The sequence below is a fragment of the Prosthecobacter sp. Pr1 genome (assembly GCF_057652315.1).
In genome coordinates this window covers 539,347-561,812 of record NZ_JBYFBS010000001.1, presented here as the reverse complement: position 1 = coordinate 561,812, position 22,466 = coordinate 539,347, and the positions used below count along the sequence as shown (strand labels likewise).

Annotated in this window: 13 protein-coding genes; 9 read left to right on the top strand and 4 right to left on the bottom strand. The window is 60.3% G+C overall.

The genetic code is table 11. The annotated features are described in order from the left end of the window. Positions 1 to 107 precede the first annotated feature (107 nt). Both AC24GY_RS02370 and pbpC read left to right on the top strand, forming a co-directional pair. Positions 108 to 5,966, top strand: a complete 5,859-nt coding sequence (locus AC24GY_RS02370) for an alpha-2-macroglobulin (protein ID WP_487679963.1) — start codon at positions 108 to 110, stop codon at positions 5,964 to 5,966. 5 nt (positions 5,967 to 5,971) lie between these two features. Next, positions 5,972 to 8,293: a penicillin-binding protein 1C gene (gene pbpC, locus AC24GY_RS02365; protein ID WP_487679961.1), complete on the top strand. Its 2,322-nt coding sequence runs from the start codon at positions 5,972 to 5,974 to the stop codon at positions 8,291 to 8,293. A 9-nt stretch (positions 8,294 to 8,302) separates the two neighbouring features. Here the strand turns inward: pbpC and AC24GY_RS02360 are convergent, their stop codons facing one another. Next, the gene (locus tag AC24GY_RS02360) at positions 8,303 to 8,806 is read right to left on the bottom strand and encodes a methylated-DNA--[protein]-cysteine S-methyltransferase (RefSeq protein WP_487680152.1); all 504 of its coding nucleotides are present in this window, start codon (positions 8,804 to 8,806) and stop codon (positions 8,303 to 8,305) included. A gap of 146 nt (positions 8,807 to 8,952) precedes the next feature. On the opposite strand from AC24GY_RS02360, the gene AC24GY_RS02355 reads away from it, so the two are divergent. The 3 genes from AC24GY_RS02355 to AC24GY_RS02345 all read left to right on the top strand — a co-directional run bounded on the left by AC24GY_RS02355 (position 8,953) and on the right by AC24GY_RS02345 (position 13,407). Next, a complete protein-coding gene (locus AC24GY_RS02355; RefSeq protein WP_487680151.1) occupies positions 8,953 to 10,410 on the top strand; it encodes an AlkA N-terminal domain-containing protein in 1,458 nt (485 codons plus the stop codon). A 587-nt stretch (positions 10,411 to 10,997) separates the two neighbouring features. Then, the gene (locus AC24GY_RS02350; RefSeq protein ID WP_487679959.1) at positions 10,998 to 11,819 is read left to right on the top strand and encodes a helix-turn-helix domain-containing protein; all 822 of its coding nucleotides are present in this window, start codon (positions 10,998 to 11,000) and stop codon (positions 11,817 to 11,819) included. Positions 11,820 to 12,180: 361 nt separating this feature from the next. Next, positions 12,181 to 13,407: a Gfo/Idh/MocA family protein gene (locus AC24GY_RS02345; protein ID WP_422321810.1), complete on the top strand. Its 1,227-nt coding sequence runs from the start codon at positions 12,181 to 12,183 to the stop codon at positions 13,405 to 13,407. Positions 13,408 to 13,478: 71 nt separating this feature from the next. On the opposite strand, the gene AC24GY_RS02340 is transcribed toward AC24GY_RS02345, so the two are convergent. From AC24GY_RS02340 to AC24GY_RS02330, 3 genes are all read right to left on the bottom strand, one after another. Further along, entirely contained in the window at positions 13,479 to 14,771 is a 1,293-nt protein-coding gene (locus AC24GY_RS02340; protein WP_487679957.1) for an RNA polymerase sigma factor, read from the bottom strand. Between the two features lie 84 nt (positions 14,772 to 14,855). Further along, a complete protein-coding gene (locus tag AC24GY_RS02335) occupies positions 14,856 to 15,248 on the bottom strand; it encodes a KOW motif-containing protein (RefSeq protein ID WP_487679955.1) in 393 nt (130 codons plus the stop codon). 70 nt (positions 15,249 to 15,318) lie between these two features. After that, positions 15,319 to 16,401 carry a Gfo/Idh/MocA family protein gene (locus AC24GY_RS02330; protein ID WP_487679953.1) on the bottom strand — a complete coding sequence of 361 codons (1,083 nt, stop codon included), beginning with the start codon at positions 16,399 to 16,401 and terminating at the stop codon, positions 15,319 to 15,321. Positions 16,402 to 16,588: 187 nt separating this feature from the next. Between AC24GY_RS02330 and AC24GY_RS02325 the strand changes: the two genes are divergently transcribed. The 4 genes from AC24GY_RS02325 (at position 16,589) to AC24GY_RS02310 (ending at position 22,347) form a co-directional block, all read left to right on the top strand. After that, on the top strand, positions 16,589 to 17,080 hold the full coding sequence (locus AC24GY_RS02325; protein WP_422321814.1) for a GNAT family N-acetyltransferase: 492 nt from the start codon (positions 16,589 to 16,591) through the stop codon (positions 17,078 to 17,080). An 85-nt stretch (positions 17,081 to 17,165) separates the two neighbouring features. Beyond that, entirely contained in the window at positions 17,166 to 18,539 is a 1,374-nt protein-coding gene (locus tag AC24GY_RS02320; protein ID WP_487679951.1) for a DUF1501 domain-containing protein, read from the top strand. Positions 18,540 to 18,647: 108 nt separating this feature from the next. Beyond that, on the top strand, positions 18,648 to 20,567 hold the full coding sequence (locus tag AC24GY_RS02315; RefSeq protein ID WP_487679949.1) for an AIPR family protein: 1,920 nt from the start codon (positions 18,648 to 18,650) through the stop codon (positions 20,565 to 20,567). A 46-nt stretch (positions 20,568 to 20,613) separates the two neighbouring features. Continuing rightward, on the top strand, positions 20,614 to 22,347 hold the full coding sequence (locus AC24GY_RS02310) for a DUF1549 and DUF1553 domain-containing protein (RefSeq protein WP_487679947.1): 1,734 nt from the start codon (positions 20,614 to 20,616) through the stop codon (positions 22,345 to 22,347). The last annotated feature ends 119 nt before the right edge of the window (positions 22,348 to 22,466 follow it).

The window sequence follows — 22,466 nt, the reverse complement described above, 5'->3', positions numbered from 1 at the left end:
GGTGACTGCCCAGTCAGAATCAAGGGAATAAAATTCAATTTTTGGCTCAAGATTCCCCGCGCACGGGATGACCGGTCGATTACTCTCAGTCACCAATTTATAGATATATGTCCGACTCCTCCGGTTCATGGGTTGCGCGCTTGATGCGTACTTTGTTTGGGCAATTTCACTACCAGCCGCCTAGCTGGGTGCCTCGTCTTGCCTATGCAGCGGATGATCAGGTACGCAAACATCCGGGCTGCTATGCTCTCGCCATCGTGATCACCGGGCTGATGTTTCTGATCGTGCCGCAAGTGCGCCATTATAGAGAAGCGCATCGGCCTCGCCCTCAGGTGCGCACTGAAGTGCGTGAGGCAAAGGGGCTGCTCCTGATGCCGGCGCTCACACCGATCATCAAAAACAAACCGCAGCCACAGCCGATGGCGGTGCAGTTTAATGTCTCGGTGGCCAAATTGGAGGTTGTGGGCAAAGCGGCTGCCGGCGTCACACTCACGCCTGCGCATTCTGGCGTGTGGACATGGAGCACCGACAAGCTGCTGGTCTTCACTCCAGCCAAGGACTGGCCAGCTAGTCAGGAGTACACTGTGCGGCTTGATCCGGCACAGCTGCCCAAGGAAGTGGTGGTGAAAGAACCCGTCTGGAAGGGGAAGACACAGCCGCTGGTGCTCTCAGTGACCAGTTCAGAATTTGAGATCGATCCACGCGATCCTTCGATGCAAAACGTCGTGGTGGGTCTCAGCTCAACGCATCCGCTCGACAAGGCGCAGATCGAGCAGTTGGTCTCACTGGAGGTGGTGGGTGGCGCGAAGATCTTCGACTGGAAAGGGCAGAAGCCGGATGCGCTGTTCTCGGTCACGGAAGGAAAGCTCCAGCGCGAGTTCTGGATTCGCACCGCGCGGATCCAGGTGCCGGCGAAGGAGGACTTCGTGAAGATCACCCTGCACAAGGAACTCATCAGCACGGTCGGCGGCAACTCGCTGGCGGCCGACATCATCTCCAAGGTGCGCGTCCCGGACGTGGACAGCGGCTTCAAGATCACGGATGCGAACACGGAGATTTTGAAGGCTGATGATGGCGAGCCGGAGCAGTTTCTGTTCATCAACACCGAGGGCTATGTCACGACGGAGAATCTGCTCAAGCATCTCAGCGTCTGGCAGGAACCGCCGAATTTTCGGATCACGGATGTGAATGGCCGTCGCGTGCCTCCCAGGGAATATGATGTGACGGAGGATGTGCTGCGGCAGTATGCGCCCGTGTCATTGAAACCGGTCGAGCTGGAGCTGAGCGATGATCACCCGGCGACGACGCGGCATGCATTCAAATTTCTCACGGAGAAGCAGGGGCGGCTGTTTGTGCGCATCACGCAGGGAGTGGAGGCGCTGGGCGGCTTCCGGCTCAGCCGGGAGTTTCGCACCTTTAAATCAGCACCACGCTTCCCGAAGGAAGTGCAGTTGCTGGGCAAGGGCGGCATCCTGGCTCTCAATGGCGAACGCAAGCTGTCGCTGCAGTCACGCGGCGTGCCGTTTCTGCGGGTAAAAATGGCGCGGGTGCCTGCGCGGCAGGTCAACCACCTGGTGGTGATGACGGAGGGCGACTTCGCCAATCCCTACTTCACGATGAACGACAGCTTTGATGAATCCAACATCGCCCACTTCCTGCGCCGTGTTCAGCCGGTGGCCATGAAAAACGAGTTTCAGGCCTGCTACTCGGTGATCGATTTCGCCAGCGCGCTGCAGGCGCCGGATCCCGCCGATGCGGATGCTTCGCGCGGATTGTTTTTCCTCACCGCGGAAGGCGTGCAACCTACCCCGGAAAGCAAGAAGACCATGGAAGGCGATGCCGTGGAGGACGACTGGCGGGTCATGGGCCAGGCAACGACAAACCGCTTTGTGCTCGTCACCGATCTGGGCCTGATGGTGAAGACGAACGCGAACGGCTCGCGCGATGTGTTTGTGCAGAGCATCCAGAGCGGCGAACCGGTGAACGGGGCCGTGATCACGGTGATGGCGAAAAACGGTGAGTATCTGCTGCAGCAAACCACCGCCGACGGTCATGTACTGCTGCCGGACGTCAGCAATTTTCAGCGGGAGAAGCGCCCTGTGGCCATCGTCGCCACGCTGGGCAATGATTTGTCCTTCCTGCCGTTCGAGCGCCCCGACCGCCTGCTGGATTTTTCGCGTTTCGACATCGGCGGCGTGCAGGCATCGGAACAGGAGGCGCTGGAGGCTTTCGTGTTCACGGAACGCGGTGTGTATCGTCCCGGAGATGACATCCATGTGAGTGCGGTGCTCAAGCGCCGTGACTGGGCCTCAGGCCTCGTGGGGCTGCCGCTGGAGATGGATCTGGTCAACGCCAAGGACGAAGTGATCGACACCCAGAAGATCGTGCTGTCCGCAGACGGTTTCATGGATGTGAAGATGAAGACCGATGAGTCTGATCCCACGGGCCGCTACATTGCGCGGCTGTATCTGGTCAAAGGCAATGATGAGCGCATCCGCCTAGGGCAGAGCTTGTTCAAGGTGGAGGATTTCCAGCCGGACCGCATGAAGATCGATGTGACGCTCACCGGCAACGAACTCGCCGGATGGCTGCAGCCAAGTAACATCAAGGCGGACGTTTCTTTGCAAACCCTGTTTGGCTTTCCGGCGGCGAAGCGTCTGCTCAAAGCACGCATGGAATTGAGCCCCGGAGCTTTCGCCTTTGCCCAGTTCCCCGATTTCATCTTCCATAACCGGCTGCCGGAAGCGGAAGACACCGAGGAGACTGAGGCCGGGCAGAAGATCAATCTCGGCGAGCAGAAGACGGATGACACCGGCGCGGCGCAGTTTGATCTGGCACTGGAGCGTTTCGACAAGAGCTGCTTCCAGGTGAGCCTGCTGATCGAAGGCTTTGAAGCTGATGGCGGACGCAGCGTGCGCAGCGGGAAAAACTTCCTCGTGGCTGCACTGCCGTATGTGGTCGGCTACAAGCCGGATGCCAAGCTCGACTACCTCGGCAAGGACACGGCGGCCAATGTGCGCTTCATGGCGGTGGGACCGGATTTGAAACCCTATGTGCCGAAGGATCTCATGGCGCGCCTGATTCAGATCAAACACGTGTCCGTGCTCACCAAGCTGGAAAGCGGCAGCTACGCCTACGTCTCGACGCAGCGTGAATCCATGATTTCTGAGACGCGTTTTGCTTTGCCGGCGGAAGGTGCCAGTTACGCGCTGCCAACGAATGCCGCGGGTGAATTCCGCCTCGAATTGCGCGACCCAGAAAACAACGTCGTCTGCGCCACGGCATTCACGGTGGTGGGCAAGGGCGACCTTGACCGCAGCATGGAGCGTGACGCGGAGCTGGGTATCAAACTGGCGCGCGGCACCTGGAACAGCGGTGAAGCTTTGGAAGCGAGCCTGAGCGCGACTTACACCGGCGCGGGCCTCATCACCATCGAGCGCGAGCGCGTCCTCGGCTGGCAATGGTTCAAGGCGGGCACGACGTCCAGCGTGCAGCACATCACAGTGCCGAATGATATCGAGGGCTCCGCGTATGTGAACGCCTCCTTTGTGCGGGCACTCGATTCGAAGGAGATCTTCACCTCGCCGCTGAGCTATGCGGTGGAGCATTTCGTGGCGAATCCCGACAAGCGGCGCATCGAGGTGAAGATTGATGCACCGGAAAAAGTGAAGCCGGGGGATGTCATGAAGATCGGCTTCCAAACTGCGAAGCCGTGCCGCATCGTGATCTATGCCGTGGACGCGGGCATCCACCAGATCACGGACTACAAGCTGCCAGACCCGCTCGCCTACTTGAACCGCAAACGCGCGCTCGAAGTCGAGACGGAGCAGCTCATGGATCTAATATTGCCGGAGTTCTCGCTCATCGCGCAGAACAAGGCCTTTGGGGGCGATGCCGACAAGCCGCTGCGCTTGAACCTGAATCCTTTCAAGCGCCGCAAGGAGCCGCCGGTGGTGTTCTGGTCGGGCTTGATTGCCGCAGGCCCCGAACGCCAGGAGGTCAGCTACACGGTTCCAGATTACTTCGCCGGCAAACTCAACGTCATGGCCGTGGCCGTCGCTGAGGATGCAGTGGGCCGTGCTGAAACGAGCAGCATCGTGCGCGGCCCGCTGGTGCTGACGCCCAATGTGCCGTTCTTCGTGGCGCCGGGAGATGAATTCACCGCCTCGCTCACCGTGGCGAACAATCTCGAAGGTGCAGAGGCGAATGCGCCGATCAGCATCGTGGCGCAGGTCACGCCGCATCTGGAAGTGATCGCCACACCGCAGGGCGCGGTCAATGTGGCTGCTGGCAAGGAAGACACGGTACGCTTCCGCATCCGGGTGAAAGAGGAACTCGGCGGGGCGGAGATCACCTTCAAAGCGGAAGCCGCCGGTCAGGTGGTGCTGCGGCGTGCCACACTGAGCGTGCGGCCTGCTGCGCCCTTCATCACCAACGTGCAGAGCGGTTACTTCCGTGAGAAGACGCATGAGGTGAAGATCACACGCGAGATGTTCCCGCAATATCGCAAACTGAACGCGAACGTGTCCGCCCTGCCGCTGGGTCTTGCGCGTGGTTTGGAGTCCTACCTGCACGAGTATCCCTATGGCTGCTCCGAGCAGATCACCAGCCGTGCTGTCTCACGCCTGCTGCTGGCGAAGGAAGTGGACTTTGGTTTTGATGCAGCCGAGTCCGCACGGCAGCTGGATGATGCCTTTGCCCTGCTGCGCAGCCGCCAGAATTCCAGCGGCGGCTTTGGCTACTGGGATTCAGATGCCGATACCGGCATGGACTACCTTTCGGTCTATGTGACCCGCTTCCTCACAGAAGCGCGCGATGCAGGGCATGCGGTACCCTCCGCACTGCTCGAAGGCGCACGCAATCGCATGCGGCAGATGGCACGCAGCCACGTGGACAGCCTCGATGACGCAGCCATCCAAGCGGCGGCGATTTACCTGCTCACACGGCAGGGTGAAAACACCTCCACCTTTGTGCTGAATCTGCGCGACAACCTGCGCCAGAAATTTCAAGAGTCATGGCGCGGCCATCTCACCGCCGCGTATCTCGCAGGCACGTATGCACTGCTGCAGAAGCGCCCGGAAGCCGTGGTGCTGATGCAGGACTACTGGGCCGCAGTGCGCAAAGGAAAGGCGCTGGGCGCATGGAACGGCTGGTACTATCTCGATCCGCAGGTGAGCCAGGCCGAGGGCTTCGCCGTGGCCTGCAAGCACTTCCCGGAACTGGCGGGAAACTTTGGCTACGATGATCTCGCCATTGTCACCGAGCCGCTGGCACGCAATCGTTTCAACACCATCAGCGCTGCCACCACGATTCTCGCGCTCAAGGCCTACTCGGATCTCGCCAAGCAATCGGGCGTGCGAGTCTCACTGACTGAACTGTCCCGCGCAGGCGGCACACCCATCCCGCTGGTGCCGGAAACCACCGGACTGATCCAGAGCAGCTTCAGTGCTCAAGCGGGTGGCCTGCGCTTCGGACTCGCGCAAGGCGGCGGTCGCGATCTGGGTGCGTTTTATCAGGTGACGGAAGCGGGGTTTGACACTGGCCTGCCGACTCAGCGCATCGCCGATGGCCTGGAAGTGTTCCGCGAAATCATCGGAGCAGACGGCAAGGCGGTGGCGAAGCTCAAGGTTGGTGAAGGTGCGCTCGTGCGCCTGACCGTGCGCAACGTTTCTCCCAACGCGCTGAGCAACATCGCCGTGCTGGATCTGATGCCTGGCAGCTTTGAGTTGGAGCCCAACGGCCTCAAACCCGGACGTGGCACGATGCCGGGCGCGGACTACGTGGATGTGCGCGAAGACCGCAACGTGTTCTTCTGCAGCCTGGGCAAGGGTGAAGTGAAGACCTTCAGCTATCGCATCAAACCCATCGCCGCAGGCATTTACGTGATCCCGCCGGTGTTTGCCGAGAGCATGTATGATCGCGGCACCAAAGGACGCGACGGCGGTGGGAAGGTGAATGTGGAGTAACGGTCATGCATACGCTTCACCGTCTGCTGCGAATGCGTTTCCTGCGCTGGTCGGGCGCAGCGTTGCTGCTGCTGGTGGCGGTGGTCTGGCTGCTGCTGCCGCAGCCGGAGCTGTACCCGCCTGAGTTTCGTTTCTCGCGCACGCTGGAAGATCGCCATGGGAGACTGCTGCATCTCGCCCTGACGCCGGATGGCAAGTATCGCCGCTACACGCCGCTGGCAGAGATCAGCCCTGCCTTGATCGAGGCGACATTGACGCTGGAGGACCGGCATTTTTACGATCATCCGGGAGTGAATCCGCTCTCCATGCTGCGCGCGGCTTGGGGTGTGGTTTCAGGTTCGGCACGCGGCGGCGGCTCCACCATCACCATGCAGCTGGCGCGTCTGCGTTACGATCTACATACACGCACTCCCTGGGGCAAGGCGTGGCAGATGCTGCGTGCAGTGCAGATCGAAAAACACCATTCGAAAAATGATATCCTGGAGGCTTATCTCAATCAGGCACCGTATGGCGGGAATGTGGAAGGCGTGGGCGCGGCAGGCCTGCTATGGTGTGGCAAACCGGCAAAGGAACTCACCCTGCGCGAGGCCGTGGCACTCTCCGTGCTACCCCAAAGTCCAACGACTCGGCGGCCACGCACGACGGGTGACAATGCGAGCCTGGCTGCCGCTCAGCACCGGCTTTGGGATCGTTTGCGCGAAGAACGCGGCCAGCCGGCCGACCCATTGGATGCGGCGTTCACGCTACGGCAGCTGATGCCGGTGCCCCGCGAGGCTCCCCATCTGGCACGGCGATTGTTTGCCGGAAAGCCGGTGGAAGATCGCGCCAGCTCCGGGGTGCCGCTGCGCTGCACGCTGGATGTAAACCGACAGCTAGGCGTGGAGCAGGCGGTGAATGATTACGTGCAGCGCAAGCGCGAGGTGGGCATCACCAATGCATGCGCGCTGCTGGTGCATGCGCCTTCGCGCGAGGTGCTGGCCTATGTGGGTTCCAGCCGCTTTCTCGATAGTAAAATTCAAGGCCAGGTGGATGGGGTGCTGGCGCGGCGCTCGCCGGGATCGGCACTGAAGCCCTTCATCTATGCACTGGCCATGCAGCAGGGGCTGATCCATCCGCACACGCTCCTGCGCGACGGGCGAATGTCCTTTGGCAGCTACAACCCGGAAAATTTTGACCGCAATTTTGCGGGGCCCATTTCCGCCGGAGATGCACTGTATCACAGCCGCAATATTCCAGCCGTCGCTCTGGCACAACAGCTGGATGCCCCCGGCCTGTACGGCTTTCTCAAAGAGGCGGGCGTGGCGCTGCCGCAGCCTGCGGAGTTTTATGGCCTTTCACTGCCGCTCGGCGGTGGTGAGGTTTCAATGGAGGAACTGGCCGAACTCTATGCTTTGCTGGCGAGCGATGGCAGCGCTCGGCGGCTCAACTATTTCAAAGCGGATCAGCCCATGGAAGCCAAGCCGCTGCTCACCGATGAGGCGCGTTATCTCACCCGCGAGATGCTGCGCACGCGTGAAGGCGAGCCCGTGATGGATGACCCGGCAGTCACATGGAAGACGGGCACCTCGCATGGATTCCGCGATGCCTGGGCCGCTGGCATGCGTGGTGAGTATGTGCTCGTGGTATGGATCGGCAATTTCAATGGCAAGGCCAATCCGGCCTTTATCGCCCGCGAGTGCGCGGCACCGCTGCTGTTTGAAACGTTTCGTCACCTGCGCCTGCCGATGAAGCGTGAGAAGCCGCCTGCGGGTGTCTCGCAGGTGGAACTGTGCGCGGTCTCTGGGCAGCTGCCCACACCCCACTGCCAGCATCGTGTGCAGGGTGGATTTATTCCCGGCATGTCCCCCATCACGCCTTGCGACATCCATCGCGAAGTACTGATCGATGCCGCCAGTGGCCTGCGTGTGGCGCGTGATGATGGCAAGCGTGCGCTGAAACACGAGGTCTTCGAATTCTGGCCGCCGGACCTGCTGGAGATGTTCAAGCTGGCCGGTGTGCCGCGCAAAACACCGCCACCATTGGAAGCGAACGCAGAATCACTCATCGCGGCCGATGCAGGTGCTGTGCCGAAGATTGTCTCACCACGTGCCGCTCTTGTTTACACCCTGCAAGCCTCCGATGCAGCACGGCAGAAGATCCCGCTGCGTGCAGATACCGCGCCCGGCGTGAACCGCGTCTTCTGGTTTGCCGGGCCACGCTTTCTCGGTGCCAGCGATCCCGCCACACCTGTCATGTGGGCCGCAGCCGCCGGCAAATGGCGCGTGCATGTACTGGATGATCAGGGACGCAGCGCTGCGGTGGAGGTGCGCGTGGAGATGGTGCCGTGAGGTTCGCAGCTATTGCAGGACAAAATCTTTCGTCTCCAGCTTCAGCAAAAACGCCTTTGCTTCCATGCCCCCCGCAAACCCAGTCAGCTTGCCATTGGAGCCGATCACCCGATGGCAGGGCGCGATGATCGAGATGGGGTTCTTGCCATTGGCTGCGCCCACGGCGCGCACAGCACTGGCGTTGCCGATCTGTTCCGCGATCTGCGCATAACTGCGTGTCTCTCCAAAGGGAATGGTCAGCAGTGCCTCCCAGACCTTCTTTTGAAACTCAGTGCCGTTGAAATCGAGCTTCAGTGAAAATGTCTCACGCTTGCCTGCGAAGTAATCCTGCAATTGCCGCTCCGCTTCCAGCAGCACCGGATGCTCGTTGTCTTCATGCAGCGGACTGAGGCGCACACGTTTCGGATCATCATTCTCCCATAGCACCGCCGCCAGTCCGTGATCATTCGCCACAAGCGTGAGCAGGCCCACCGGAGAGGGCATGGTTTTATAAAAATAGCTGTGGGATGTCATGTCAGTGCGGTTTTCGTTCGGGCAGATCATGGCGCGCACTGGCAACGGCTGCTGGCCATTTTCGGACATGAAGATAAAATAACCCCATGTCCGAAAACGGCCAGTCCAGAAGTGCTGCATGGACTAGCCTGCAGAACTCCATGAACCTGATCGATGACAATGCCGCTTACACTGCGCTGAAATCCCGTGACCCACGCTTTGACGGTGTCTTTTTCGTGGGTGTCACCTCCACGGGCATCTACTGCCGTCCCATCTGCCCGGTGAAGGTGCCGAAGCGGGAGAACTGCCGATTCTTTGAAAATGCCGGAGCTGCAGAAAAGGCCGCCTTCCGCCCCTGCCTGCGCTGCCGGCCAGAACTGGCCCCCGGGCATGCTCCGGTGGACCACGCACATCGGCTGGCAGATTTGATCATGCTCCGCATGGACGAGGGAGTCGCGGATGAAGGTGCAGGTTTGGAAGAGATCGCTACAGAGTTTGACCTCAGCTCGCGCCAGTTGCGTCGCATCGTACAGCAGGAACTCGGCGTTTCACCCATTGAACTGATCCAGACCCGCCGTCTGCTTTTGGCCAAACAGCTTCTGACCGACACCCAGCTGCCGGTGATCGAGATCGCGTTCGCCAGCGGCTTCTCCAGCCTGCGCCGGTTCAATGACGCTTTCAGCCGCCATTACCGCATGCCGCCCACACGCCTGCGCAAAGAAGCCGCTGAACATCCGGAGCGTGTACATGCCGCCGACACTTCCACGCTCCAGCTCGGCTACCGCCCGCCTTATGACTGGCAGAGCATGCTCAAATTTCTCGCCGCACGCACGATCCGCGAGGTGGAGTTCGTCGCCGACGGCACCTATTCACGCACCGTGCGTCTCGGCAACCACACCGGCTGGATCAAAGTGTCGAACACGCCGGAAAAGAATGCCCTGCAGGTGGAGTTCACCCACTCACTGACGCCAGTCCTTCCCGCGCTGCTGGGCCGGCTGCGCCACATGTTTGATCTCGCCGCCCGTCCCGACATCATCGCCACGCATTTGATGCAGGATGCCACGCTGAGAAAAAGCGTTTCGAAAAATCCCGGACTGCGCGTGCCGGGTGCGTTCGATGGTTTTGAACTGGCCGTGCGCGCCATCCTGGGCCAGCAGATCACCGTACAGGCAGCGACGAAGATCGCCTGCCGTTATGCCGAAGCCTTCGGTGAGAAAATCGAGACTCCGTTTCCTGAGCTTACTCGCCTGACACCCCAGGCTCACCATGTCTCCCGTGCGAGCCTCGATGACATCGCCCGCCTCGGCATCATCCGCACCCGCTCCGCCTGCATCCTCACTCTGGCCAAAGGTTTCCACTCCGGCTGCCTCAAGCTCGCCCCCGGCTCCCATCCCGAAACCGCCATTGCTCAACTGGTAGCCCTTCCCGGCATCGGCCCCTGGACCGCGCATTACATCGCCATGCGTGCCCTGCGCTGGCCGGATGCTTTTCCCAAAGAAGACATCGCCGTGCGCAACAACCTGGGAGGCGTCACCGCAAAGCAGGCTGAGGAACTGTCCCAGCCCTGGCGTCCGTGGCGGAGCTATGCCGTGATGCATGTGTGGAACAACCCAGCAGCAAAATGAACTTCAGCTTCATTGGCGCTCATACTTTGCACGCTCTCTGCTATGTTCATCTCTGCCTAGCGTGGCCCGAATAGCACGCTTGGCGAGCTCCGATGGAAGAACTCATTTTTAAAACCGATCCCGCTTTCTTGGAAATACTATGGGCAACACCTCAAGAAACGCTGCGCCTGCTCTGCCCCGTGTGCGGTGGGGACGTATTGTTTGCGCCAGACTGGAAGCGTGCCCGTGAGCTCACCATTCATCCGGGGGCGTATTGCACGGTGGACCGTCGGCACCTGACGGTGATGTTTGACATGGCACCTGAGCAGCGCCGAAGACCATCGGGCTCACCTGCCTGATGCCGGGCGTGAATGGAATGGCGTTCAGCCAGCAAACCTTGGCCTCAGGGTTCCGGTCGCATAGGGTCATAACGGATTGAACCACACAGCAATATCCACGCACCCGGCACAAGGAACAGTCAGTACTACTGGAAACCACTATGCCAAAATTGCGGTCGTACACGACGGCACGTACCGTATCGGACGACAATATCGCAAATTCTGCGGGAGGGCATCATAGCAGCCGTGAACACAAACCACGAACGCGCTATGAACACCACCTCAACTGCCCACACCTCCCCCCGCCAACGTTTCATCCAAAACCTCGCGGAGAGCGAACTGTTCCAGCATTATCAAAAAGCCTTCCACACGCTGACCAGCCTGCCCCTGAGTCTGGAAGCCACCAAGGATGACTCTCCCATCGACAGCATCATCACACGAAAGGGCGTGGCCGGTGTGGTGGAAACGCAGGTTCCGGTGCGCGTGGGAAAAAACACCATCGCCATCATGCTCACTGGCGCCGTGCGCCTCCAGCCTGCCAATGCCGAAAACTTCGCCCCCGTGGCCAAGGCTCTCTTGGATGACAACCGCACCGCTGCAGAAATCCGTGGTGCCAAGATACACTTTGAACACGCCCCCGTCATGGAGCCCGCACGCTATGAGGCCGCCGTGGCCATCCTGCAGTCCTTTGCTCTTCAGCTGGGAGACAGCGCGCACCGCATGCTGTTTGCCACCGCCACGCATGAGCCCGAAGCCGTGCGCAATGCCAAGACCTTCATCCACGCCCATCTGGCCGAGCCGATGTCCCTTGAAGCCGTGGCCAGCGCGGTGAACGTGAGCCCCTTCCACTTCTGCAAGCTCTTCAAGCGCGCCACCGGCCTGACCTTCACGGACTTCGTGAACCGCGCCCGTGTGGAAAAGGCCAAGCGCATGCTCATGAAGCCCGCCGCCCGCATCACCGAAGTGGCCTACGACGTCGGCTTCCAGAGCCTCTCCCACTTCAACCGCAGCTTCCGCCGCATCGCCGATGAATCCCCCACGGAATTCCGCAGCCGCATGAAGCACGGCGGCCCGGCCCTGATGGCCGCATAAAACTTTGTCGCCATGCGCACCGCACTGCGGTGTTTCGACGACATTGCCCCGGAGAGGTCGCCTGAGCGCGTTGGGCCACCCTCTCCGGGGTTTTTTGTGCCTTGGCGGTGCCAGGTTCAAAAATCAGCAATCAGCAATCGCCACTCATCAATCGTCAATCGCTCCCACCCAGCGCAGCCGCTGCGACATCACGCCCGCCCCGTGGATTGACGATTGCCAAGCATTCGATTGTTGATTTTCGAGGTTTTCCAGCCCCACCCTCCCGGCGCAGATGCACTTGACCCCCCGCCCCCTCTGCGCACACTCGTTTCCCACTCTTCCCAACCCTGAACCGAGAACCTAGAACCCCGAAAATTTGTTTATGAGCCGGAAAATTCGTTATGGCATGATCGGCGGCGGACGCGGCGCCTTCATTGGCGGCGTTCATCGCATTGCAGCATCGATCGATCAGCAGATTGAACTCGTCTGCGGCGCTTTTTCCTCGGACCCACAGCGCTCCAAGGACAGCGGTGCCGATTTCTTCCTGCCCGCCGAGCGCTGCTACGCCAACTACGAGGAGATGATCCGCACCGAGGCCGCGCTGCCTGCTGACAAGCGCATGGACTTCGTCTCCATCGTCACGCCAAACCACCTGCACTTCCCCGCCGCCAAAGCCGCTCTGGAGGCCGGCTTCCACGTGCTCTCAGACAAGCCCGCCACCTTCAACCTCGCCCAAGCCAAGGAACTGGCGGAGATCGTGAAGGCCACCGGCAAGCTCTACGGCGTGACCTACAACTACACCGGCTACCCGCTCATGCGCCAGGCCCGGCAGATGATCGAAGAAGGCAAGCTCGGCGAGATCCGCAAAGTGGTGGTGGAATACCCGCAGGGCTGGCTGGCCACCATGCTGGAAAACACCGGCCAGAAGCAGGCCTCCTGGCGTGTGGACCCCGCCATCTGTGGTGCAGCCGGTTGCATGGGAGACATCGGCACGCATGCGATCAACCTCGCGGAATACGTCACCGGTTTGCACATTAAGGAACTTGCCGCCGACCTCACCATCTTTCTTGCCAAGGAAGGCCGCCGTCTGGAAGACGATGGCAACGTGCTGCTGCGCTTCACCAACGGTGCCAAGGGCGTGCTGCACTCCAGCCAGATCAGCATCGGCTGTGAGAACAACCTCAGCCTGCGCGTCTACGGCTCCCTCGGTGGCATCGAGTGGTCCCAGCTCGATCCGAACACGATGATCGTCACCTCCCTGGACAAGCCCAAGCAGATCTACCGCACCGGCCTGGGCTACCTCGGCAGCGCCGCCGCCGCCGCCACCCGCACCCCCTCCGGCCACCCCGAAGGCTACTTGGAAGGCTTTGCGAACATCTACCGCAACTTTGCGAACCACGTGCGCGCCGTCATCAACGGCACCACCCCCAACCCGCTGGACATGGACTACCCGACCATCGAAGAAGGCGTGGCCGGCATGGCCTTCATCGAAGCCGTCGTCGCCTCTTCCGCGAACAACGCCGCCTGGACCCCGCTGGACTACACCCCGACCACACGCGGGAAATACGGCGATGCCACGCTGAGCAGCGACCGCGGCGGGCTCTCGTAAGAGCAGGTCTGAAAGCTGAAATCAACAGGCGATGCCGGTGCGAGCTGGCATCGCTTTTTTTCGCCCATGCCTCACTCATCCGTTTCCGCCGGCACCGCGACTGGTGCAGGCCTGGGCAGCACGCTCACCCCGTTGCTGGTGCGTTCGAGGTCGGGATCGAAGGCGAATTCAAAGATGGCATCGTCAAGAGTGTTGAGCACCCATTCCTGCATGAGCTCTTCATCCTCCGAAACCGCAGCCTCCAGCCAGGCGCGGCTTTTGGCATCATCGAGCAGGTTGAAATTCATGGTCACCATGCCGCGCGCTCCCTTGGCGGGCAGAGCCGCTATACGCTCTTCAAAGCGCGACTGAAAGTCCGGCGCACTCAGCACGGCGATGAAACGATCCATGAGCTGATTGAGCTCCTTGCTCTTCTTCAACTGCTCTGCTGACATGCCGGCGTGGCGTTTCAAGATGGCGTCCACCGTTTGCCTTGTCTTTGCGGACACCGGTGCAGGCCGGTAATGGCGTGGGACTGCAGCAGGCTGCGTCGGGCCCACCGCAGCCTGCTGGACCTGCACCGGCGGTTTTGCGGGAGCCATCTGCGGTCGCGGATTCTTCACTGGCCATTGCTGAATTGCCAGGGGCACGGTGAGGACCGCGGCAGCCGTGGCGGCTAGCAGGATTTTGGTGGTGGTGCTCATGGTGATAAGGGCGGTGGAAGTGATGGCCGAGGTCGAAGCCGTGCTGCCAGCACCGGCACCACTGAGGGCAAGTTTGCCGAGGGAATGAAGAAGCGATGCGGGCGATGCCTGTGCGCTGTGAGTGCCTAGCAGCACAGCCAGGCCCGCGCCGCAGATCACGCCCTGGCTGCGCAAGCGCACACGCAGTTCGCTAACTCCCGCTTCAAGCTGGCGCGACACGGTGGACTGGCTCACTCCCATGTGCAGGGCCAGTTCCTGCTGTGCGCGGCCTTCAAGGAAATGCGCCACCAGCAGTTCCCGCAGCGCAGCTGGGAGATCATTCAGCGCGGCATCGATCTGCGGCTCCAGATCTTCCCATGCTGGTTCGAAATTGTCCGACTGCAGTTCCGCGGCTGCCTGCTGCTCATTCCGCCTGCGGCGCGATTCCCCCCTGGTCATGTTGCACGCCTTGCGCCAGGCCACGCGGTGCAGCCACGCCGCCACAGACTGCACCGTGCCTTGGCCGCTGCGCGCCAGTTCGAGAAACGTTTCCTGCGCCACGTCCTCAGCCAGCACCGCGTCTCCCGTCACCCGCTTCGCCGTGGCAAAGACCATGCCCGCATGCTCCCGCACCAGCACTCCGAACGCAGCCGCATCGCCATGGCGATGGTAGCGTGAGAGCAGATGCAGATGCGAGTCCATGATGCTGTGTGCAGAGAAGACACCTCCGATGTGTGACTTATGCAGCCAATTGGATTTTTTCTGGGAGAATTCGCGCCCAAAGGGTCACGAAGATGGCAGAGCCACCGGTTTCATCTTCGTGAGCTGATAGCCGGAAAAGTCCAGGGGATCGGGATGATCCGAGGAAGACATCTGCACCGTGAATCTCGTTCCAGTTTCATTCGCTCCGATGATCACTCCTTCCTTTCCTGCATGAGGTCCCATGCTCACGCGAACCTGATCACCTATCCTGCAGCGGCCCCTTCGGTCTGTGTACTGTATCCAGAAGAAAAGCCCGGCCAACGGTGCCATCATTGCCGTCGCGAAGATCCAGTTTCCCAAGGCCAAATTTAAGACAGCCGCCACGATGTAGGCCAGGAGCAGCATCTCAATAAGCCCCGACGGGGCAAAGCCCGCAGGCCTTCGATGACTTGGAAGAAGAGACGTCAGCTTTTTCATGACTCAGATCATCTCAAAACAAAACGGGGAGAACAAGCCTGCGCTCATTCTCCCCGCTTTGACAAATCACTCAGATTGCCACGGGCTTGCCGTTCTTGGCGGAGGCGTAAATCGCGTCGATCACCTGCATCAGGCGCAGGGCCTGCTCGGGGGTGTTCAGGGCGGGCGCCTTGCCTTCGATGGCCTCGATGAAGTTTGCGGCGGAACCGATGCGGCCCATGTCTTCACAGGCTGGCACGGTGATGCTGCGGTTCACGCTGTTGCCGTTTTCCTGCACATAGAGCTCGCAGGTGTCGATGGCCGTGTTGTCCAGACCATCGATGCCAAAGAGACGCTCCACCTTGCCACCGGCCTTGGTGCCCTGAAAGACCACGGAGACTTCCTCGCGCTTGATCATCTCCGCCCAGGAGACCTGGAGGCTGAGCACCTGCCCGGTCTTGAAGGTCACGAAACCGTGCGCAGCGTTTTCCACATCGGTGGTGCCGCCCACGCGGTCAGGGATGCCCCAGGGGCCTTTAAACTGCTTGTCCTGAATGAAGTCCGTAAAGACCTGTCCCATCACGTGGGCAGGCTCAGGGTAGCCCATGAAATACATGGCCAGATCCACCATGTGAAGCAGGTCGATGAGCGCTCCACCACCGGCCAGTTCCTTGGTGGTGAACCAGCCGCCAAAGCCGGGAATGCCCGTGCGGCGAATCCACTTGGCCTGCGCGGAGTTGATCTTGCCCACCACGCCGTCCTTGATGTACTTCATCATCGCCTGGGACTCAGGACGCGCGCGGTTGTTGAAGTTGAAGAGCACCTTCTTGCCGGCCTTCTCCGCAGCAGCGATGATTTCCTTCACTTCTTTCGCATTCAGCGCCGGCGGCTTTTCAGAGAAGACGTGCTTTCCAGCCTTGAGGCACTGGATGGCGAGCGGCTTGTGAAATTTATTCGGGACGATGACGCTCACCGCCTTGATCTCCGGGCTGCCCTTCAGCATGGCTTCCACAGATTCATACGATGTGGGGATGCCATACTTCTCGGCCGCCCTGGCTGCTGCTCCGGGAGCCGCATCGGCCACGGCCACGATTTCCGCGCCTGCCTGGCGGAACCCCGCCGCGTGATACTGCAACATGCCGCCTGCTCCGATGACTCCGACTTTGATGGCCATAAATAAATGTGTTCGTTAAGTGATTGGTGAATTCTGACTGAGGGTCGCGAGAATGGAGATTCCCCGCCACCGAGTCAAGATTTGAAAACAGAGCGGGCAGATCGCCACCGCACCAACCCAGCAAGCCGGAGGCTTGCGCTACGCCGCCGCACCTGCCATTCGTCCTGCACCTAACGCCCTCAGCCTCATGTCCGCCACCCTCCGCCCCGCCACCGTTGAAGACCTCCCGGCCATCAACGCCATTTACAACCACTACGTGGAGCACAGCACCTGCACCTATCAAACCGTGCCGAGCACTGCCCAGGAACGGCAGGACTGGTTTGACGCGCACGGCCCGGAGCATCCCGTGATCGTGGCCGAGGAAGATGGAATCGTCATCGGCTGGGGTTCGCTCAGCCGGTTTCACCCACGTCAGGCCTACTGCCACAGCGTGGAGGATTCCGTGTATCTGCACCACGAGCACCAGGGCAAAGGCCTCGGCTCCCTGCTGCTCGGCGAACTCATTGAGCTCGCCAAAAAAATTGGTCATCACACCGTTCTCGGCGGCATTGATGCGGATCAAGCGGGCAGCATCGCCCTGCATGCCAAATTCGGTTTCGTCAAAGTCTCCCATCTCAAGGAAGTAGGCCACAAGCACGGCCGCTGGCTGGATGTGCTGTGGATGCAGAAGATGCTGTAGCTGCTCACGAAGCCGTACGCATTCCGTAGTCTTGACGTTTCCAAGCAACCCGCTAGAACGGGCCCACTGCCAACGTCTTCACGCCATGTCCAGCGCCCTCGCTCCTCTGTCCCGCCGCCGCTTCCTCGGCAGCACGGCCATGGGCTTGTCCAGCGTGGCGCTGTCGGACCTGATGGCAGATTCGCGCCCGCACTTCCCAGCGAAGGCCAGGCGCGTGATCTGGCTCTTCATGCACGGCGGGCCGAGCCATGTGGACCTCTTTGATCCAAAGCCCGAACTCATCCGCCACGCCGGCAAGCCTTTGCCAGACAGCTACGGCGCCGTCGAGACGCGGCGCAAGGTCGCGCAGAATCCGCTGCTCGCGCCGGTCAAACCTTTCCGCAAGTACGGCCAGAGCGGCATCGAGGTCAGCGACTTCCTGCCGCACATGGCGGAGCTGGCAGACGAGATGTGCGTCATCCGCAGCTGCCATGGCGACAGCGTGAATCATCCGCAGTCCGTCTATCAGATGAACACCGGCTCCATTCAGATGGGCAGGCCCAGCATGGGCAGTTGGGTGTCCTACGGCCTCGGCACTGAAAACGCCGACATGCCCGCCTTCGTCGTCATGCCAGATCCCGGCGGTGGCTTGAAGGGCGGACCACCCGCCTGGGGCAGCGGCTTCCTGCCCATCACCTATCAGGGCACCACCATGCGCGCAGGCGGCAGCCCCATCCTGGATCTGCAAGCGCCGCACAGCACCGCACGCCAGCGCGCCACGCTCGATCTCATCCAGCAGATGAATGCGCAGCATCTCGCGCAGCACGCGGCAGACAGCGATCTGGACGCGCGCATCCGCAGCTACGAGCTCGCCTTCCGCATGCAGAGCGCCGCACCTGAAGCGGTGGACATCTCCAGCGAGACCGAGGCCACGAAAAAACTTTACGGCATCGACGACGCCACCACGAAAGAGTTTGGCACCCGCTGCCTGCTGGCACGGCGCATGATCGAGCGCGGCGTACGCTTTGTGCAGCTCTACTCCGGCGATACGAATGGCTGGGACGCGCACGAGAACGTGCTCAAAAACCACACCGACTACTGCGCCCGCACCGACAAGCCCGTGGCCGGTCTGCTGCGCGATCTCAAGCAGCGCGGCCTTCTTGAGGACACCCTCGTCATCTGGGGCGGCGAATTTGGCCGCATGCCCATGAGCGAAAAAGGCGTGGGGCGCGATCACAATCCCTGGGGCTTCACCACGGTGCTCATGGGTGCGGGCGTGAAGCACGGCCACATCCACGGTGCCACGGATGAATTCGGCCTGCGCGCCGCTCAGGACAAAGTCCACATCCACGATCTCCACGCCACCATCCTGCACCTCCTCGGCCTCGATCACGAGCGCCTCACCTTCCGCCTCAACGGCCTGGATCAACGCCTCACCGGCGTGGAAGGCAGCGGTGTCGTGAAGGGAATACTGGCGTGAAGTTGAAGTTCTTGAGTTTAAGTTATCCGCCTTGTAATCCTTCTTTTCGCATAGAGGCTCAGCCCTTGACTGCGGAGGATGTGTTTCGCAAACTCAGCGTTCCAACTTATGCCCACAAAAAAAGCTTCATCGAAAGCCAGCAAGCCCCATCCGGACAAACTGACTGCAGAGCAGATTGTGATATTGCAAGCCCGGATGCAGCTGCTGGCTGAACGTAATCCAAGCTGGAAGATCCCCGCCGACGACTACGAGAGGCTATACGAGTATATCGCCGCTCAGAAGATAACCTACCTGTACGATGACGAGCTTTTCGAGAGATTTGTCTGCGTGGACTCCCACCGAACAGGAAAAGAGGAGGAGTTGCTCGACGCATACCTGATCCAGGAGCAGGGTGATGAACTGCACCTGCATCTCTTCCAGTTCAAATTTTCAAAGGCATATGAGGGAGGAATTTCGACGAAGGAGCTGTACAGCTTTGTGGACAGGATGCACCGGGTGTTTCTACGCGGCGATCTCGAAGATGAGAGAACCCTCGCCGCTTATGCGGAGGTGAGAAAGGCCTTCGATGAGGCTCGAAGCGCCAATAAAAGGCTCAAATCCCGGATTCGCTGCCACTTTGTCACCAACGGCCAACGTCTGGCACCGACCGACCGCCCCAAAGTGGACGAAATGCGGGATGTCTATAGATTCGACCGACAGACGAACGGATTCACGTTCGAAGCATACGCCGGCATGGACATTTACGACTTGTGCGAGCATGGCCGGATTCCCATCCAGGATGAAGTCCTGGAAATGAATTACGAATTCAAGGACACCTCGGTGCTTCACCACCCGATCGGAATTAATCCGAACGGCATACCTCTAAAGGCAATTGTTGGTTTTGTGAACGTCAACCAACTGACAAGGCTGGTTGACCGCTACAGTAACAACGAACTGTTTGAAAAAAACGTCCGTTTCTTTCTCGGCGTGGGCAAGGATGTCAACAAGCGCATCATCGCCACCGTGACCAGCGACCAGAGCAGCTGGTTTGGCTTCATGAACAATGGTGTCAGCATCATCGCCGACAGGGTGCATCTCAATCTGCCGCCTTCGGGAAAGAAGGTGCCGGTACAGTTGAGCAACATGCAGATCATCAACGGCTGCCAGACGGTGAATGCGCTCTACCATGCAAAACACGATCCTGAGCTGAGGGACAAGTTTCAGGGCAACTCCAATGTATTGGTGCGCATCTATGAGATCGACCCGGCAAACAAAGCGTTTACGGACGCGCTCATTCTTGCCACCAACTCACAAAATGCCATCCGCCCCGAGGACCAGGTGGCCAATGACCCGGTCCAACGGGCGATTCAGGAGCTTCTGCGGGGCTACAATATCGGTTACGAGAGGAAGGAAGGCGAAAAGCTCTCGTCGAAGGGAGTGCTGCTGGTTTTGACCAAGGAAGATGCGGCGCTGTCCTATTTGGGTGTTTTTTCAAAGCAAGCTTCAAAGTTGCGCAACAGCCTGAGCCGACGCGAATTTTTTCGTCGCAATGATGAAGATAGCGAATATGCAAAAGTTTTCGCCCTGTCGCTCGATACAGATGGCTCACTTGCGCTCTCCACGGAGCAACAATCTCGTGAGCGCGCTCTGGGGTTTGTCGCTGCGCATGTTCTCGTCCAGAGCTGCCGGGAAAAAGTCGCTTTAATTTCCGCTAGCAACAGAAAGGGGGCGCTACGAAAAGCCGGCTTTTACCTGGCGGGGATCGTTCACTCCCGCAACGAAGTCGTTCTTCAAACAGCAATCCAAGAGGCGGCGGCCCAAACACCCTCTGTCAAGGTGGCGCAAAATCTGGTTTCAGCGTTTCAGAAATGCGTAGATGCGGGTTTTGCGCAAGCTGTGCAAACCTTCGAGAGAGAATTGAGGGACTTCGTGAACGCGAATGGCAAGGATGAGGACGCCGCCTTGAAGAACAGTGATTTCGCTAAGCGTGTGTTTGAGTCCGCCAGGATTGCACCATTGGATACGGAACTGGCGCTCTCGTCTCCCTGATTCCAAAATTGTGATGGATGATGATGGCGGGGCACGTTTGAGCCGGATGCCCCTGCTAGCTCGAGTCATCATCCTGTGCCTCATTTTTCAGGCAACCGCATCTCAAGCGGCGGTGATCCGGGCTTCGAGTGACCCCGTGAAGGACGAGCGCCCCATCAAGCCGCAGGACAAAGAACACTGGGCCTTCAAGCCACTCCAAATCACCCCCGGCAAACAAGGCATCGACGCTCTCGCCCAGCCAACATCTCCCCCCGCAGATCCCGCCACGCTCATCCGCCGCATCACGTTTGATCTTACCGGCCTGCCGCCCACGTCCGAAGAAGTCGCAGCCTTTTCGAAAGCTTGCATCCAGCATCAAGAATCAAGCATCGAGCAACTAGCCGACCGCCTGCTGGCTTCCCCCCGCTACGGCGAGCACTGGGCGCAGTGGTGGCTGGACCTCGCACGCTACGCGGACACGGATGGCTTTGAGTACGACGCCGAACGCAACCGCGCCTGGCAGTATCGCGACTGGGTCGTCGAAGCGCTCAATCGCGACATGCCGTTTGATGCCTTCATTCAGCATCAGATCGCGGGAGATTTGATGGGAGATGAAACCGCCACCGGCTTTCTCTTCTCCTGCCCGGACATGCCGGACCTCAACAATCAAAACGAGCGCCGCCACGTCCTGCTCAATGACATTGCCACCACCGTGAGCGCCGTGGGTCTCGGTCTCACCGTCGGCTGCGCGCAGTGCCACGATCATCCCTACGATCCCATCAGCCAGGCCGACTTCTACCGCCTGCGCGCCTACTTCGACAACACGGTGCTGACCAAAAACAGCAAGCCTCTCAGCCCTGCCGTCCGCGTCTTTACGGAGGGCATTCCCCCCAGCACCGTCTTCGTGCGTGGTGACTTCAAGCGCCCCGGCCCCGAGATTCAGCCCGCCATCCCCCGCGTCTTTGGTGTTTCACCACCCAAGGCCGACCGAGCCGCACTCGCGCAATGGCTCGCCAGCAAAGACAATCCCCTTTTTCTCCGCACCATGGCGAACCGCCTGTGGCAGCAGCACTTTGGCAAACCGCTGGCCGCCATTCCCGGGGATCTCGGTCATCAGGGTGAAGCCCCCACGAATCCTGCCCTGCTCGACTGGCTGGCCGCTGAACTGCCGCGCCAAAACTGGAGTCTCAAACGCCTGCACAAGGCCATCGTGATGTCACGAACCTATCGGCAGAAGACCTCCGCTCCAACGCGTCTCACCGGAGAAATGCTGCGCGATGCCATGCTCAGCGTCAGCGGTCAGCTCAATCTCAAAACCGGCGGCCCCGGCGTGAAACTGCCCCTGCCCAAGGAGATCGGCAGCACCCTGATCAAGAGCCAGGCTGAAGCCACCAAGGACGTGACCGAGCACACCCGCCGCAGCATCTACACCTTCGCCCGGCGCAATCTGCGCCACCCGCTCTTCGAGCTTTTTGACCGCCCGGATGCCCAGATCTCCTGCGCCCGCCGCAGTGACTCCACCACCGCGCCTCAGGCCCTCATGCTGCTCAATTCCGAGTTCGCCCACAGCATCGCTTCAAAGATCGCCGCACAGTTGAATGAGCAGCACGGCTCCGATCCCACCGCCCTCATCACCGCTGCCACACTGCACTGCCTCTCACGCCAGCCCACGCCGCAGGAGATCAAAATCGGCCACCAGTTCCTGCAAAAGCAAACCGCCCTCACTCCCAGCTTTCGCGAGGCTTTGGCAGACTACTGCCTCGCCCTGCTGAACTCGAACGAGTTCGTGTACGTGGACTGAGCAATGCAGAAACCACCCCACGGCAAAGCGGCGCGTTCATAATCAGGAGTTTCCGCCAGCCGCCCAAAGCCTGCGCCAAGGATAGTTCCCGCAGAGGATTCCCAGTTACGCAATTGCGT

What these genes read in the sequence shown, in the direction of transcription:
- AC24GY_RS02370 (WP_487679963.1), top strand. Translation starts at nt 108, where the DNA reads ATGTCCGACTCCTCCGGTTCATGGGTTGCGCGCTTGATGCGTACTTTG.
- pbpC (WP_487679961.1), top strand. Translation starts at nt 5,972, where the DNA reads ATGCATACGCTTCACCGTCTGCTGCGAATGCGTTTCCTGCGCTGGTCG.
- AC24GY_RS02360 (WP_487680152.1), bottom strand. Translation starts at nt 8,806, where the DNA reads ATGACATCCCACAGCTATTTTTATAAAACCATGCCCTCTCCGGTGGGC.
- AC24GY_RS02350 (WP_487679959.1), top strand. Translation starts at nt 10,998, where the DNA reads ATGAACACCACCTCAACTGCCCACACCTCCCCCCGCCAACGTTTCATC.
- AC24GY_RS02345 (WP_422321810.1), top strand. Translation starts at nt 12,181, where the DNA reads ATGAGCCGGAAAATTCGTTATGGCATGATCGGCGGCGGACGCGGCGCC.
- AC24GY_RS02340 (WP_487679957.1), bottom strand. Translation starts at nt 14,771, where the DNA reads ATGGACTCGCATCTGCATCTGCTCTCACGCTACCATCGCCATGGCGAT.
- AC24GY_RS02335 (WP_487679955.1), bottom strand. Translation starts at nt 15,248, where the DNA reads ATGAAAAAGCTGACGTCTCTTCTTCCAAGTCATCGAAGGCCTGCGGGC.
- AC24GY_RS02330 (WP_487679953.1), bottom strand. Translation starts at nt 16,401, where the DNA reads ATGGCCATCAAAGTCGGAGTCATCGGAGCAGGCGGCATGTTGCAGTAT.
- AC24GY_RS02325 (WP_422321814.1), top strand. Translation starts at nt 16,589, where the DNA reads ATGTCCGCCACCCTCCGCCCCGCCACCGTTGAAGACCTCCCGGCCATC.
- AC24GY_RS02320 (WP_487679951.1), top strand. Translation starts at nt 17,166, where the DNA reads ATGTCCAGCGCCCTCGCTCCTCTGTCCCGCCGCCGCTTCCTCGGCAGC.
- AC24GY_RS02315 (WP_487679949.1), top strand. Translation starts at nt 18,648, where the DNA reads ATGCCCACAAAAAAAGCTTCATCGAAAGCCAGCAAGCCCCATCCGGAC.
- AC24GY_RS02310 (WP_487679947.1), top strand. Translation starts at nt 20,614, where the DNA reads ATGCCCCTGCTAGCTCGAGTCATCATCCTGTGCCTCATTTTTCAGGCA.